The sequence below is a fragment of the Chitinophaga nivalis genome (genome assembly GCF_025989125.1).
Taxonomy (GTDB): Bacteria; Bacteroidota; Bacteroidia; order Chitinophagales; family Chitinophagaceae; genus Chitinophaga; species Chitinophaga nivalis.
The window spans coordinates 5,511,634-5,526,232 of the sequence record NZ_JAPDNR010000001.1 but is presented as its reverse complement, the minus strand read 5'-3'; the positions used below and the strand labels follow the sequence as shown (position 1 = coordinate 5,526,232).

Sequence of the window (14,599 nt, the reverse complement as noted above, 5' to 3'; positions counted from 1 at the left end):
ATATTTGTCAGTCAGCCGGTTGTTGTTTAATTTCAGGATACATTGAGAAACCCGTTTTGAATGCCCGCATATCTTTTCCATGTATGAAAAAATGAGATGTGCAGTAGCCGTAGTTGACCCGTGTGTAACCTGACATAAACCATTTTCACCTGCACCTTGCGGTAAAGCCATGCCTGATCAGCTACATGATGACCCGGCTGTTTGCTGCCATCGCTGCAGATCACACAACAACAGGAGTATACCACTGTATGCCGGTGGTAAGTATAGTTTTCATTTTAAATACGCTATCAATGACCCGTTACAAGTTAGTGCCTGTAATGCTGTTTGCTTTGTTATTGCAGGCAGCCGGCGCATGGTCCCGACAGGCAAGCCCCGTTGCAGCTGAAAAGACCCTCTCCGGCAAGACCGGAAAAGCCACCATTCTTTGGGACACCTATGGCGTTCCCCATGTATATGCAAAGAACCTGCAGGAAATGTACTATAGCTTCGGCTGGGCACAGATGCATAATCATGCGGACCTCCTGTTACGCCTGTATGCGCAGGCAAGAGGCCGCGCCGCCGCTTATCTGGGTGAAAATTATCTGGCAGAAGATAAGTTGGTGCAATTGTATGATGTCCCCGAACTGGCGCGGCAGCACCGTAGCCGCCAGCATAAAGAGATGAACAATTACCTGGAGGCTTTTGTGGCAGGTATGAATGCTTATGCCACCGCCCATCCGGAAGCCATCGGAGCGCCTTATAAACCTATATTACCGATTACGGCGAATGATGTAATGGGGCATAAGATCCGGGTGCTCTACCTGAAATTTCTGGCAAGGGGCGAACTGGGAGCGGTTACCGCTTCCCTGAATCAAGGCTCCAATGCCTGGGCCATCGGGCCTTCTAAATCGGCTTCTCACCATGCCATGTTACTGGCCAATCCGCATCTGCCCTGGAAAGACTTATACCTGTTTTTTGAAGCGCACCTGAATGCGCCGGGTTTTCATACCTACGGCGCTACCCTGATTGGTATTCCGGTGCTGGCCATTGCCTTCAATGAACACCTGGGCTGGTCGCACACCGTAAATACCATTGATGCGGCAGACCGTTATGCACTCACCCTGCAGGACCAGGGATACCTGCTGGATGGCCGTACGGTTCCTTTTGTGGAAAAGAAAATAACCCTGCAGGTGAAACAGGCAGATGGCAGCCTGAAAGCAGTACCGCATGTACTCCGGTATACGCAGCACGGACCGGTACTGGAAAAAGGGAAAAAAGCCTTTGCTGTTCGTATAGCCGGTATGGATAGTCCCGATCTGCTTTATCAGTGGCACCGCATGGGGATGGCTACGAACTGGAAACAGTTTGAAGCCGCGCTGAAATTGATGCAGTTACCCATGTTTAATGTGATGTATGCAGATGATGCCGGTAATATCAGTTATACGTTTGCCGGTATGGTACCCAAACGGGATACCGGTGACTGGTCGTTCTGGCATCAGACCGTAGATGGTACCCGCTCATCTTATATCTGGCATAAAATACATGCTTATGCAGCTATGCCGAAGTTATTGAATCCCCGTTCCGGTTTCCTGCAAAACTCCAATGACCCACCCTGGAGCTGCACCTATCCTGCAGTACTGCAATCCGGTGACTATCCGGCTTACATGTCGCCGCTGGAAGTGGGCTTGCGGCCGCAACGCGGTATCCGCATGTTGCTGGCCGACTCGCTGATCACCTTCGATCAGCTCATCGCAGATAAACATGATACCCATATGGAAGCCACCGACCGTTTGCTGGATGAGTTGCTGGCCGCTGCACAGGCACATCCGGATGCAACGGTACAGCAGGCAGCTGCTATCCTCAAAGCCTGGGATCGTACTGCTGGTGCAGAGAGCCGTGGGGGCGTATTGTTTGTGACCTGGTTCGATCAGCTGAAAGGAAAAGGATACCGGCAGGCCTGGAATGTGGCTACGCCGGTAGGTACACCTACCGGATTGAAAGATCCGGCACAGGCAGTGGAGCTGTTGAAAACGGCTGCTATAGCTGTAGCGCAGGATTATGGCAAAGCAGATGTAGCCTGGGGTGAAGTATATCGGTTGCGGGGCCGCAACGGAGAAGATTATCCGGGCAATGGCAGTGAAGACCGCTACGGTGTTTTCCGGGTCATAGAATATACCCGCGGCGCTGACAAAAAGAAGGTGGCAGATGCAGGAGATAGTTATGTAGCCGTATTGGAATTTGGCAAACAAGTCAAAGCCAGGGTATCGCTGAGTTATGGAAATGCCACCCAGCCCGGCAGCCGTCATGCCTGGGATCAGTTACCTCTGATATCCCGGCAGGAATTGCGTACGCCCTGGTTGCAGCAGGAAGAGGTGCTGCAACACCTGGAAGAGAAAGAAGAGCTGCAGATCAAACAGATAAAGTAGCCTGCATTTTTCGTCAGGGAATTGTTAAAGCGTGCCGGGTGCTCCTATGTTGCAGCGAGCTTGCCTACTTTACTGCTGATAACCTGGATTCCACGAATGGTGCGCGCATCATGATCAACTCCATTCTGTGCATGATCCGATTCCACTTACGTTAAAACAGTAAAAGATGAAACCTGTAAAATCCTTTGGCAAAACCATGAACCGTACTGCTATGAAAAAGGTACAAGGTGGTGCCGGCAATGATGTGATCGTATGCACCAAAAGGTATTGTGATATGATCTGTATGGCACAATCCGGATTCGGTGGCCAATGTCATAATGGTCAGTGTTACTGCCTCGGATAGCAGGCAATCCGGCAAATGTATCCGATGTAGTCGGAGCAGCCAGTTGCCATAAGCCATTAAAAATCCTGGTCACATAGGCGTGGCCAGGATTTTTTTTAATGAAAGAAAACGAATCACGGACAAGTATCGTTCTCACGCAGAATGGGTATGTATCCGTATCCGCTGCGGCCGTTGGTGGCAATCCCGCTGATATTGCAGGAGCGTTTGCCACTGAAAGTATATGCTTATGAGTAGTCAAACCGTCATAACAGGCATACCGGTAATCTTTTTTTAATAATGAAGATGAACACACGTTGCTTACCTGGCTGCCCGTGGTGACATGCAGCAGTGAAACTTTAGAATGTGGCTGTATTACAGGCTGTATGGCAGCAGGTGATACAATAACGTTGTATCACATGAACGGTTATACGTAATAAGCATGGCACCGTGTGTTATAGTGTCCCTTTGGAGTAAAAAAGACGCTGAAATATTTCTGGTCAAAGGGACAGGCCGTGATGTATCAATACCATTGGAACAGGGGTGATGGCTAAAGGCACCTGTTTTGGAAACCGCATGCAGGAACCGCGCTCACGGGTGTCTCTCTCCCTGATCCGGTATGACACATCATCCGGCAGTATCATAGGTATACAGATCATCTGCAGGAACAGGTAGTTCTTTTGTAATCAGTATCTTCCTGGTGTCCTTTGCGTAACAGCCTGTATAAAAGTATCCGTAGTGAAACCGTACCGGGGTATTTTTTCCGGTTGCCGTTATGAAAAATGTTGAAGGTAAAAAGTCCTGGCTGCTTTTTCATTTTGGTGATACTTTTAGGTGTTAAATGGATGTTTTGCAGGGCACTATCGGGTCAATCATCATCTTATCTAAAACTACTATATATTTACATGGCCACAGTCGTTGAATCTGTCAGTGGCGATATTTTATCTGCGAAAGCCAGACTGTCTCAGCGACTTAAAAAGATGACAATGCTATGATTAGAAATGAAGTGATTATTGGCGTAGCTGCCGTAGAAAAAAGCTCCCGCTGGTATCAGCGTTTATTGGATTGTCACAGCCAGCATGGTGGAGATACTTTTGAAATCCTGACGGATGACGATGGTACCGTGGTGCTTTGTCTGCATAAATGGGAGGCACACGGGCATCCTACGCTAATAGCGCCTGTTGCAGCCCCGGGGAATGGATTGATCCTGTTTTTCCGGGTGAGTGATTTCGAAAAAAAGTGGACAAATGCCACTGCGCTGTCAACGGAGATAGCAGCTCCGCCGCATTTAAACAACAACTCCGGATGTATGGAGTTTTCATTGAGAGATCCGGATGGCTATTATGTGACGGTTTCAGCTGCCCGGTGAGTTAAAAAACCTGTAAGAGCGTAAACAATTTTTCCCGGATAGCTTCCCGCGGTTGTGGTGTATTCGCCAGCAGGATATAACAAAGCTGCTGATCCGGTAGCCATTGATAATCGCATTTAAAACCACCCTGGGATCCGGTATGCCCGATCATGCGGTAAGGCGTATCTGCTATGAACCAGCTTAATCCCATAAAGGGTGGGTAAGCAGCCGCCCAGTTATCAAAAGTATAGACCTTCCTGGATAAGGCCAGCCAGCTGGAATCGAGTAGCCGTTCCTGTTGGATAGCCTGTTCATATAACCACAGCTCTTCTACATTGCTCCATACACCACCGTTACCAGCGGCGGCAAACGTAGGTGCTTCCCCGTAATCATACTCCGTATAGCCATGTACGCTATCAGCTATATAACCATGTGCCACGCCGGTTTGCGGGTAGGCGCCATCGGTGATAAGGGATTGCTGCATGCCGGCAGGCCGGAAGATTTGTTCCCGGATGAACTGCTGCCATTTTTGGCCGCTGACTTTTTCTATAATTAGTGCCAGTCCGTTGAAAGCGGGATTGGAATATTCGAACTGACTACCTGGCGAAAAGTGTAGCTGCTGCGTTTTTTTAAGCGGTGCGAAATTGGCGGTATCAGTGGCGGTAAGATAGAATACGGGATGCTCGGCTACCTCTCTGCTGTCCGGCAGGCCGGAGCTATGGGTGAGCAGGTGACAGATACGGATGCTGTCGGCAATACTTTTATTGTCAAAGTCGGGAAAGAAGCGGGAGAGGGGATCCTGCAGGGAGATACGCCCTTGCTGCGCCAGTTTCAGGATACCATAGGCCACAAATGTTTTGCTGATGGAGCCGGTGTTGAAAATGGTGCGGGGTGTTACAGGCTGACGGGTAACGATGTCGGCTACACCAAATCCCCGCTTGTAAATAACTTTCCCTTTTTTAGCAATGAGTACCGCTCCGCCGGGAAGACCCGGCGGAAAGAGGGTACTGAAAAAGCTGTCCAGCTGTGCAGCAGACTGGCTATTGGCCTGCAGGGCCGGTAGCAGTAATAGTAGCAGCCAGCAGGCGGTATGTTTGTAGTCAATGATAAGGCGATACATGTTTCAACAGAACGGGGTGGTCATTATAAGGTAGCCGGTGCGGTGTTATTATCTTTATATACCACGCCGTCTTTCATCACAAAAACTACTTTACTCATTACCTGTATGTCGCGTAAGGGATCACCGTCTACGGCTACAATGTCGGCCAGTTTACCGGCTTCTATACTGCCCAGTTTATCTTTTACACCCAGGAGGTCTGCGGCGCTGATAGTGGCCGCCTGTATCACTTCCATCGGTGGCATGCCTGCTTCTACCATGTAGGTAAATTCGAGCCAGTTTTTACCATGGGTGTATACGCCGGCATCGGTGCCGAAGGCAATTTTTACCCCGGATTTATAGGCTTTTGCAAAGGTGCTTTGTATTTTAGGTCCGATGGTGGCCGCCTTTGGTTGTACGATAGCAGGGAAATAACCTGGTGTTTTTGCAGAATCACTTACCGAGTGGCCGGCTATAATGGTAGGCACATACCAGGTACCATATTGTTTGGCGAGGGCAATACCTTCATCGTCGAGATAAGTGCCATGCTCAATAGAGTTAACACCCGCGCGGATGGCGCGTTTAATACCTTCTGCACCGTGTGCGTGTGCCGCTACCCGCAGCCCGTAATCTTTGGCAGTGGCTACCAGCGCTTTCAGTTCTTCGTCTGTAAACTGCGGACTGCTGCCATCTTTGGCCACACTCAATACGCCGCCGGTAGCAGTGATCTTGATCACATCGGAACCGTTTTTATAGGCTTGTCTCACTGCCTTGCGGCATTCATCCGGACCGTTTACCACACCTGCTTCCGGACCGGGATTGCCCATCAGATCGCTGCGGTACCCGTTGGTAGGATCGCCGTGGCCGCCGGTAGTGGCAATGGCTTTGCCGGCAGTATATACCCGCGGTCCTTTGATCAGGCCTTTATTAATGGCGTTACGCAGCGCGATGTTTACCCCGCTGCCACCCAGGTCTCTCACAGTGGTAAAGCCTCCCTGCAGCGTACGTTCTGCAAATACCACACTTTGGTAGGCATAGTCCGCCGGGTTCATGGTGTACTTGTCTGAATAGGACGTTTTGTTGAATTCTGTTTCCAGGTGTACGTGCATGTCTATCCACCCCGGCGTTACTGTCTTTTGCCGCAGGTCAATCACTTTGTCATTACGTGTACCATTTACAAAACCTTCCTTGATGGCGCTGATCCGGTTACCATTGATGATAACAGACACATTGTGTCGTGGTGCATTGCTGATGCCATCTATCAAACTACCACAATGCAGAATCGTGGATTGCGCGGATATTGTCTGCATGCCAAGCAGGAGCAGAAAGGTAATAAGAACAGGGAATTTCATAATTTTTGGTTGAGGAGCTGAAAATACGATTTAATCTCTCTACGGGCAATAGCTACCTTACAGGTATTTATTGTATGCTGCTGCTTTAAAACTACCCCGCATGACTGCTATGAAACTGCAGTGTATAGGTAATAGTTATCGTATAACCATTACCGTTATATCCCGAAGAACGGGCAGGGAGGCTATTGTCATGACAGTCTCCCTGCGGGCAGTTACCGGTGAAAGGAACGGGTCGTGGCCGGAAAATTAAGAATGTGGTATCTTTATCACCGGAATCTATAAACAAAAACCTTGACAGACCAATTTAATACGATTCATTATCTGCAGACGGGGACCTTGCGGCAACAGCAGGCCCACGCTGTATTGCAGCAATATCAGGTCATGGAAAAACTGCAGCATTTTGATCCGTTGCTGGCTGGTACGATACCAATCGGGGTGGATATCGACGATAGTGATCTGGATATTATTTGTTGTTATCAGGAGCCGCAGGTCTTTCAAACCTGCCTGGAGCAGTACTTTTCGGGATTTGATGATTTCCGGTTGTATACAACTGTGATTAACGACACCACATCTATCATTGCGCAGCTGCAGATGGGAGGCTGGCCGGTGGAGATTTTCGGGCAGGGGGTACCTTCCCGGGAACAGGCGGCTTTCCGCCATATGCTGATCGAATATCAGTTACTGCAACAGCACGGAGAACCGCTACGGCAGGAGGTTATCCGGTTGAAAAAGCAGGGATATAAAACAGAACCTGCTTTTGCCCGGGTATTGGGGATTCCGGGAGATCCCTATCAGGCATTGCTGCAACTGACGATATCTCCCGGATATTAGCCCATGTATAATCAACCGCCGGCTCTTTTCTTTTCATCATCCGCACTGCCGGTTTTCCGCTTCGAGCCATTGGACTGGCCGCCGAATTTATAATTGAAACTCACCGTGATGACACGGGTATCTCTTTGCTGGAAGAAATGTTCGCCATAACCGGTTAACCGGGTAATCGCGTTTGTTTTATTGGTAAAGAAGATATCACTGCAATTGATTTTTATGGATGCTTTTTTATGCAGGATTTGTCTTTGCGCACCAATATTGACAAACCAGATGCTGCCTACATCCAGAAAGCCATAGTAAGACCGGCTGGTATAGCTGCCAATGATTTCCAGCGATGTTTTGGGATCAATGGTGATGGAATTGTTGGAGCTGAAATTGAAGGTGGTTCTGCCTACATTCAGATCGGTATTCACCAGGTTACCATTGTATTTGCTGTAAAATACCAGGGCAGTATTGTTGCTGGTCAGCCAGTGTCCGATAGTGATCGGAACATCTACGCTGGCATTGTAGTATAGAAATTCAGCCAGGTTACGGCCGGTTTGTATGATGGTGTTGGGTTTCACATCCGGTGAAAGTACCGTGAGGATGTTGTCGGTGGTTTTGCTGAAACCTATTTTGGTAATATATTTTTGCTGGAAGGTATGTACCAGCTCAAAGGAGTTGGTGATTTCCGGATTCAGATAAGGATTACCGGTGGAATAGGTAAACGGATCCAGGAACATGGTAAAGGGATTCAGCTGGCGATAGGAAGGCCGGTCGATCCTGCGGCTGAGAGAGAATCCCAGGTCATGCCGCTGATTGAATTCGTAGCCGATAAATCCGCTGGGGAAAAGCTGGGTGTAGTTCCGGTCAAACTGATCGTTGTTGGTCAGCTGATTGCCTTTAGCAATAGTATTCTCTACCCGGAGCCCCGCTTGTACCGTCAGTTTACGCCATTTTTTGGTGGCATTCAGATAGGCGGCATTGATATTTTCTTCATAGATGAAGTGATTGCTTTTTCCTAAATCCAGTTCGTTTTTACCGTCACTTCTGTCGTAGAATTTTACATCATTATCGGCCGTTACCCAACTGCTTTTAACCCCTGCTTCTATTTGTACATCGATGGGTTTAATGGGTTGTGCGTAATCAATTTTAAATGATTTGATCCGCAGGTCTCCATTGAGATTCCCGACAAGTACATAAGGTTTTTGGGAAGGGTGGTGAAACAGGTCAAAGAAATCGGTGGTGTAATTTTGTAATTCGTCGGAAGCGTACCGGGCATAATCGAAGTCGGCACTGAGTTCTTTACCGCTGGAATCCAGCTTGTGCCTGTAGTTCAGGTTGATGCTGCCGTTGTCGCGGTTGGTATTGTTGCTGCCCCCGGTTACAAATGAGCCGGTTTGTTGGCTAGCGGCATTGAATGTTTTAGCGGCGCTGTTGGAACGTACTTTACCATCGTTGAAAATACCATTGGCAACTACGCCGATAACGATATTGGAGTTGATGTTGTAATCTGCACCAATACGGGCGTTGTGGTTTTTATTATAGTATTTGAAATAGTTGTCGTAGTTGTTGCTACCGGTGATCTTGTTGGCTTCATTATAGAAGTCCCGCAGTATTTGCAGCTTGGTTCTTTCCAGCCGGTCGGAGTAGCTGTAGGAGGCAAAGAGGTTTACCTTGCGGATTTTGCTGTTGATATTGATGGAAGGATTGAACTTGTAATATACGCCCTGGCCATAGCTGAGGGTAACATTACCGTTGGTACCTTTCTGCTGTCCTTTACGTAACCGGATGTCGATAATACCGGCGTTACCGGCGGCATCATAGCGGGAAGAAGGGTTGGTAATGAGGTCTATTTTTTCAATCTGGTTGGCAGACATGCTCCTGAGCAGGTTCGCCAGTTCCTGGCCATTCATGGGTACCAGTTTGCCATCAATCATCACCAGTACGCCTTGTCTGCCGCGCATGGCAATATTGTCGTTCTGATCGATGGTGATGCCGGGCGCTTTTTCCAGTACTTCCAGGGCGGTACTACCAACAGCGGAAATGGAGCTGGCCACATTGAGTACCGTTTTATCGTATTGCTGCTGGATAAATGGTTTGGTGGCCACTACAGCCGCTTCTTTAAGGGTAGTGCTGGAAGCTTGCAGGGTGATGGTGCCGACGTTGGTGTTTTTATTATGTATAATGGCGTCTGACTGATACTTTACAAAGCCCATGCTTTGTGTAACGAGTATATAGGTACCGGGGGGTATTTTATCAAAAGTAAAATTACCTTGTTTGTCGGGATATTCCATTTTCACCAGTTTTTTATCACTGGCTTGCAGCAGGTGAACAATGACTTCATCCAGATGGGCGTCCTGTCCGCTGCTGAGTTTACCTTTCAGCTCGAAAGTGGTGGGTTTCTCCTGTGAAAAAGTACTGTTTGCGTGGAAGATGACAAAAAACAGCAGTAGAAAAAAACGGGCATACAGCTTTCTCATATTGGGTTGTTTGGTTGCTAAAAACAGATGATGTGGTTTTGGTTAATGTCTGAATTACGTGATTTATCGTTTCAATTTAGGTATTTCTCCTGTATAATGTTATGCCATATCAGTGAAAATGACAACAGATATGTAACAAAAAGGGAGGGGAGAATAGCTGCAAATACTTGCTGGTATTTCGTTTGGTACAGGTGCTGTCTTGTCTTATTATTTGATGGATGGTCGGTTGCCGGGTTAATCGTATCGGTGGGAGGTGGCAAAAAACAGGCAGGCAACGTTTTCGCCGGACAGGAGCGGTTGCCAGGCAAACGGGCATATCCTGATCTGTTGCCGGTTTGCTGTAGAAGTGGCTGCGGTGGCTGGCTGTACGAATGCGATGATTTAGAAATAAATAGCTTTTTTATGTAGGAATGTTTGGATTTTCACGGAAAAAAAAATAAGTTTGTGAGAAGCTCCGCTACATTTGTATGCTATAGCTTTTGTCAACAAACGCAGTCCGGAAAGATATGTTTCTCATGAAATATGGATAGATAAACGACCGCTGGATAACCCGCTTTCCCTATCTTCATGCAGAACCCAATAACTACCTTGATAACTATTGCAGCCCGTTGTTTTTGTAGTTACCACAGTTGCCCGACATTACTTCCCCGTTTTTTTTGTCTGCGTTATTATTGATAATATTTGAAATCATGCCGTATTTAATTGTGCTGATATAAAACTGTCCTGTTGTTATATAGCAGTATAATGTTTAATAGTTTTATTAAGGATAACCAATGTGCTTGTAATAAGTAAACCCATGCTCCCCAGTAACGAAATCAATATACGTATATCGGGTTAGTCACATGGTTACCTGAACCCACAAATGCATATTTTATGAGCGACAAACAACTATATCTTAAACCAAATGTCGTTATTGAACCGTTGGTAGACAGATGGTATGCCTGGAGTCATTTGATTTCTCCGGCTACGGCGGCTATGAATATTACTGGCCGTCATATGAATATTATGGAATCTTTTGTGATGGCGCCGGCTATACATGTGGAAGCAGTGCTGAACCCTAAAATGCGGGGCGGCCCTTTCATGGATATACCGGAGAAACGTGTAAATGAAGTAAAAGCAATTCAGCAGCAGACACTGGATAAACAACAGCCATTGATCCAGTTTTCAAAGGCCATCAAAGAACTCGACCGGTTGCTGGCGATGGAAGGAAAAGGGTTTGGCATGGAAGCCCTGTACGAAAAAGTGCCGGAAGAACTGAAAGGATACATTGAACTGTACTATGACCGGCATAATAATCCCGGTTTCCGCTTCTTTGAACCCCTGCTGTATGAAAGCAAGTATTACAATAAGAGCATGCAAAGCATTGCACTGTGGGTAACAGATAATGACCACCGGCCTTTTGCCCTCAGTACACCGCGCCTGGATGAACCCAATGTACTGCACCTCGAAATTCCTTTTGATCATCCCGGCATCGATGAACTGGCCAGGATGAAACGGAATCCCAAGTCATTAAAAGACATCAAGGATTTACTGGGGATCACGCCGGAGCAGGAGCCCCTGTTTGAAACGCTTTTCACGGATACTCCGCCGCCGCCTTATCAGCGTTATACCGGTGATAAAATCCGGATGCGTTACTTTGGCCATGCCTGCATCCTGATAGAAACAAAAGATATCAGTATCCTGGTAGATCCGCTGATCAGCTATTATGGCTACGATTCAGAAGTAACCCACTACTCTGATGTGCACCTGCCGGATAAAATTGATTATGTACTGATTACCCATAACCACCAGGACCATATTCTGTTTGAAACATTATTGCCGTTACGGCATAAAATACGCAATATCATTGTACCGCATACCAACAGCGGTAAGCTGGAAGATCCGGATCTGAAACTGATGTTTAATCACATCGGCTTCAATAACATCGTGTCGATGGAAGAAATGGAAACCCTGCGTTTCTCTGACTCCGTGATTACCAGTTTACCTTTTACCGGTGAGCACAGTGATATGAACATCCTCACGAAAGCCTGCTACCTGGTTCGCATTGGCGACTTCAAGTTATTGTTCCTGGCTGATTCCAGAATTGTGGAGCCGGCCCTGTATAAACATATCCAGAAAAGTATCGGCAATGTAGATGTCATGTTCCTGGGAATGGAATGCGATGGCGCCCCACTGTCATGGCTATACGGTCCACTGTTAACCAAGAAGTTATCCCGTGAACAGGACAACAGTCGCCGGCTTTCCGGATCGGATTGCGACAAAGGCATGTCACTGATCAATATCTTCCATCCCAAAGAAGCTTATGTATATGCCATGGGACAGGAGCCATGGGTGGAATTTATCAGCAGTATCAAATACACGGATGAATCCAATCCGATTGTACAATCGAACAGATTAGTAGCGGAATGTCATCAAAAAGATATTATCGCAGAACGGCTTTTTGGAGAGAAAGAATTGCTGTATGAAAAAGAAGCCAGTGTAGCAGTCTGAATATAGCTACCTTAAATATAACATCAGCGCGCCACAGGTATTTCCGGGCGCGCTTTTTTTATTGAAAAAAGATGTTGAGGCTATTTTATCTGGTGTGGTTGGGGCCATACCTATAACAGGAGGGGAACTATTAAATACAAGTGCCTGTTGTAAAACTGCAGTGACGTAACCCAGGTCCTTCAAATAGCCGATCATGTGGCAGCCTGTTTGAAGGGGTGCCTGCAAATGCATTTCCCTGGCAGGTATCTCTTCACATAAAAACGTATAGGCTTATCAGTAAGCGTTGTATAAGAGAGGAGATCGTATTCAACTTTCCAAGACGGGCATCCTGCTGTGCTAATGCCCATAAAGGAAGAAAGGTATAGGTAGATGGAATAGGCGGTGGTAGTGTGTTTAGCGGCAGGGGGTTAGTTTGAGGGAAAAGGTAAGGAGACCTTTATCTCTTTAAATTATGGGAATGTGCTAATATTTCCAAACTATTTTAGCAAAACTATTTAAACATCTTTCCCGATCCATAAACTGCTATAGTAACGCAGTAATAACTGCGTGGTAGCTGCCGTAAAAGTGGGCGCGCAATCACCTGTTGATTAGTATTTTTTATAGTAGATCAGCTCTCCTGCTTCACCGGGAGCAGCACCTTTGCCGGGAATAAATAAGGTGACCAGGATAGCGGGTTGTCCACCTATCTGCAGGCGGGTAATGGTTGGATTGGCAAATGCTTTACTCCCATGATCTGTAATGATATGTAAGGTGTCTGCATTACCTGTCTGATAGTCATAGAGGAAAGTGCGCCAGCTGCCGAAATCACCTTTGAGGTATTGACCTTCTATCACGCCAAACTGATAACCGTTGAAAGTGGTGACATCCCGGTCGCCGATATTTCCTTTTACACCCCAGTATAAAAGCGCATTGTCGAAATCAGGTTGCCGCTGCGTCGTCCAGGTGCGGAAGTTGGTGAGTATCCCTCTTGCCTGCCGGTCTGTATCGCAGTTGGCATAGTAGTGGTGGCCTGTTTCCACGCGGGTACTGCTGGCATAGTAGATGTTCGGCGTGCCTTCTGCACAGGAAGAGAGGGTGCGGGGCGCATCGAAGCTTTTGCTGACGACGCCGTTTTTCAGGTTGTTCCAGCTGCTGAAATAGGTGAACTTCAGGTGATTGGAGGGTTCCTGTTCCCATACCATGACGAAGCCCCCATCTGCGGCTACGGCGATGTCGGGCTGTGAAGCGCTGCCGGTATTACTGCCGGCCAGTTCCCTTACCCAGGTCCAGTTGAGTATATCCGTTGACGTAGCCAGATTTACTTTGGCTTCGCCGTTCACATAGGTGTGATATACGGCAATATAACCACCTGCCGGATTCGCAATGATTTTGGCGCAATCCATGTTATGACCGGCATTGTCTTTGGCATCATAACGGCGGGCGTCTGATAGCTTCACCTGTTCAATATATCCGCGCAGTATAGCCCGGGCGGGATCAGTAGGTGTACCGGCAGCCATGGCTGCGGTGGGATTGTCTGTTGGGAGCTGTACTGCAGCGGGTTTACCGCAGGAAAAAGCCAGCAGGCATATGCCCAGTGTGTGGGGAAATCTGCAATGCATACACGTGAAATATAAAAGGGTTTATCAATAAAGGGAAGTTACTGCTTTCATTTTTTCGCTGGCGGCTAATCTTTCTGCTAAATGGCAATAGCGGGAAATCCGCCCTGCATCAAGGGTTCAGTGATCATCATCTGTGTGCTGAAAATTAATTGCGGGTCCGCCTGTATTACCCTAATTTAGATGGCTTAACCATAAATGTTTTAACCCATGAGAAAAACCCTTGTATCAGGTTTGTTGTTCACTTTTTTTTATGTGCAAAGCCATGCTGCACCACACAACAAGGAGAAAAACCGGGAGATGATTACCCGCTCATCGTATCATCCTGTCAACAACAACATTGCTACGGCATTTAATGTCCGTATTGGTCTGGTTACCATCAATGGTACCCCTGTTTCAGGTAGTGCCGGATTGCGTGGTTTCTGGGCGAAAAATGAACAAACCGGTGTGTACATAGATGCGACTAACCGGGATGGCAATGAGTTTGAAGGATTACCGGCAGGCACCTATACATTTGGCGCCTATAATGGGAACTGGGATGGTGCGGTACCGCAAACCGTTACCCTTAGCCACAGCCAGGAAGGTCCTGACGGGTTTATTCCCGTAACACTCGTCTACTGGGTGGAGTAACATCCGGACAAAAGTTGTCGGAAGCCGGCTGTGAGGCCGGCTTTTTATTTCTCTTAAAAGCACTACTTTCGCTT

Annotated in this window: 11 protein-coding genes; 7 read left to right on the top strand and 4 right to left on the bottom strand. The window is 47.4% G+C overall.

The genetic code is table 11. The features are described from left to right. Window positions 1-290: 290 nt before the first annotated feature. From OL444_RS21350 to OL444_RS21340, 3 genes are all read left to right on the top strand, one after another. Complete coding sequence (locus OL444_RS21350) at window positions 291-2,405, top strand: acylase (RefSeq protein ID WP_264729836.1); 2,115 nt, start codon at window positions 291-293, stop codon at window positions 2,403-2,405. 166 nt (window positions 2,406-2,571) lie between these two features. Beyond that, window positions 2,572-2,748 carry a hypothetical protein gene (locus tag OL444_RS21345; protein ID WP_264729838.1) on the top strand — a complete coding sequence of 59 codons (177 nt, stop codon included), beginning with the start codon at window positions 2,572-2,574 and terminating at the stop codon, window positions 2,746-2,748. Between the two features lie 967 nt (window positions 2,749-3,715). Next, entirely contained in the window at window positions 3,716-4,093 is a 378-nt protein-coding gene (locus tag OL444_RS21340) for a VOC family protein (RefSeq protein ID WP_264729840.1), read from the top strand. Window position 4,094: 1 nt separating this feature from the next. On the opposite strand, the gene OL444_RS21335 is transcribed toward OL444_RS21340, so the two are convergent. Next, window positions 4,095-5,192 carry a serine hydrolase domain-containing protein gene (locus OL444_RS21335; RefSeq protein ID WP_264729842.1) on the bottom strand — a complete coding sequence of 366 codons (1,098 nt, stop codon included), beginning with the start codon at window positions 5,190-5,192 and terminating at the stop codon, window positions 4,095-4,097. A gap of 23 nt (window positions 5,193-5,215) precedes the next feature. Further along, on the bottom strand, window positions 5,216-6,520 hold the full coding sequence (locus OL444_RS21330; RefSeq protein ID WP_264729843.1) for a metal-dependent hydrolase family protein: 1,305 nt from the start codon (window positions 6,518-6,520) through the stop codon (window positions 5,216-5,218). A gap of 100 nt (window positions 6,521-6,620) precedes the next feature. Here OL444_RS21330 and OL444_RS21325 point away from each other — a divergent pair, with 100 nt between their 5' ends. Together OL444_RS21325 and OL444_RS21320 are read left to right on the top strand one after the other, a co-directional pair. Further along, complete coding sequence (locus tag OL444_RS21325; RefSeq protein ID WP_264729845.1) at window positions 6,621-6,770, top strand: hypothetical protein; 150 nt, start codon at window positions 6,621-6,623, stop codon at window positions 6,768-6,770. 41 nt (window positions 6,771-6,811) lie between these two features. Continuing rightward, window positions 6,812-7,351: a DUF4269 domain-containing protein gene (locus OL444_RS21320; protein WP_264729847.1), complete on the top strand. Its 540-nt coding sequence runs from the start codon at window positions 6,812-6,814 to the stop codon at window positions 7,349-7,351. 11 nt (window positions 7,352-7,362) lie between these two features. Here OL444_RS21320 and OL444_RS21315 read toward each other — a convergent pair whose 3' ends face one another. After that, window positions 7,363-9,810, bottom strand: coding sequence for a TonB-dependent receptor (locus OL444_RS21315; RefSeq protein WP_264729849.1), 2,448 nt, complete (start codon window positions 9,808-9,810; stop codon window positions 7,363-7,365). Between the two features lie 873 nt (window positions 9,811-10,683). Between OL444_RS21315 and OL444_RS21310 the strand changes: the two genes are divergently transcribed. After that, a complete protein-coding gene (locus OL444_RS21310) occupies window positions 10,684-12,300 on the top strand; it encodes an MBL fold metallo-hydrolase (RefSeq protein ID WP_264729851.1) in 1,617 nt (538 codons plus the stop codon). Window positions 12,301-12,887: 587 nt separating this feature from the next. Here the strand turns inward: OL444_RS21310 and OL444_RS21305 are convergent. Beyond that, the gene (locus OL444_RS21305) at window positions 12,888-13,898 is read right to left on the bottom strand and encodes a hypothetical protein (protein WP_264729853.1); all 1,011 of its coding nucleotides are present in this window, start codon (window positions 13,896-13,898) and stop codon (window positions 12,888-12,890) included. A gap of 207 nt (window positions 13,899-14,105) precedes the next feature. Between OL444_RS21305 and OL444_RS21300 the strand changes: the two genes are divergently transcribed. Next, window positions 14,106-14,525, top strand: coding sequence for a hypothetical protein (locus tag OL444_RS21300; RefSeq protein ID WP_264729855.1), 420 nt, complete (start codon window positions 14,106-14,108; stop codon window positions 14,523-14,525). The last annotated feature ends 74 nt before the right edge of the window (window positions 14,526-14,599 follow it).

Excerpts from the sequence above, each read along its gene's own strand:
- OL444_RS21340 (WP_264729840.1), top strand. The coding sequence starts at position 3,716 with ATGATTAGAAATGAAGTGATTATTGGCGTAGCTGCCGTAGAAAAAAGC.
- OL444_RS21310 (WP_264729851.1), top strand. The coding sequence starts at position 10,684 with ATGAGCGACAAACAACTATATCTTAAACCAAATGTCGTTATTGAACCG.
- OL444_RS21325 (WP_264729845.1), top strand. The coding sequence starts at position 6,621 with ATGACTGCTATGAAACTGCAGTGTATAGGTAATAGTTATCGTATAACC.
- OL444_RS21345 (WP_264729838.1), top strand. The coding sequence starts at position 2,572 with ATGAAACCTGTAAAATCCTTTGGCAAAACCATGAACCGTACTGCTATG.
- OL444_RS21350 (WP_264729836.1), top strand. The coding sequence starts at position 291 with ATGACCCGTTACAAGTTAGTGCCTGTAATGCTGTTTGCTTTGTTATTG.
- OL444_RS21305 (WP_264729853.1), bottom strand. The coding sequence starts at position 13,898 with ATGCATTGCAGATTTCCCCACACACTGGGCATATGCCTGCTGGCTTTT.
- OL444_RS21330 (WP_264729843.1), bottom strand. The coding sequence starts at position 6,520 with ATGAAATTCCCTGTTCTTATTACCTTTCTGCTCCTGCTTGGCATGCAG.
- OL444_RS21335 (WP_264729842.1), bottom strand. The coding sequence starts at position 5,192 with ATGTATCGCCTTATCATTGACTACAAACATACCGCCTGCTGGCTGCTA.
- OL444_RS21315 (WP_264729849.1), bottom strand. The coding sequence starts at position 9,810 with ATGAGAAAGCTGTATGCCCGTTTTTTTCTACTGCTGTTTTTTGTCATC.
- OL444_RS21300 (WP_264729855.1), top strand. The coding sequence starts at position 14,106 with ATGAGAAAAACCCTTGTATCAGGTTTGTTGTTCACTTTTTTTTATGTG.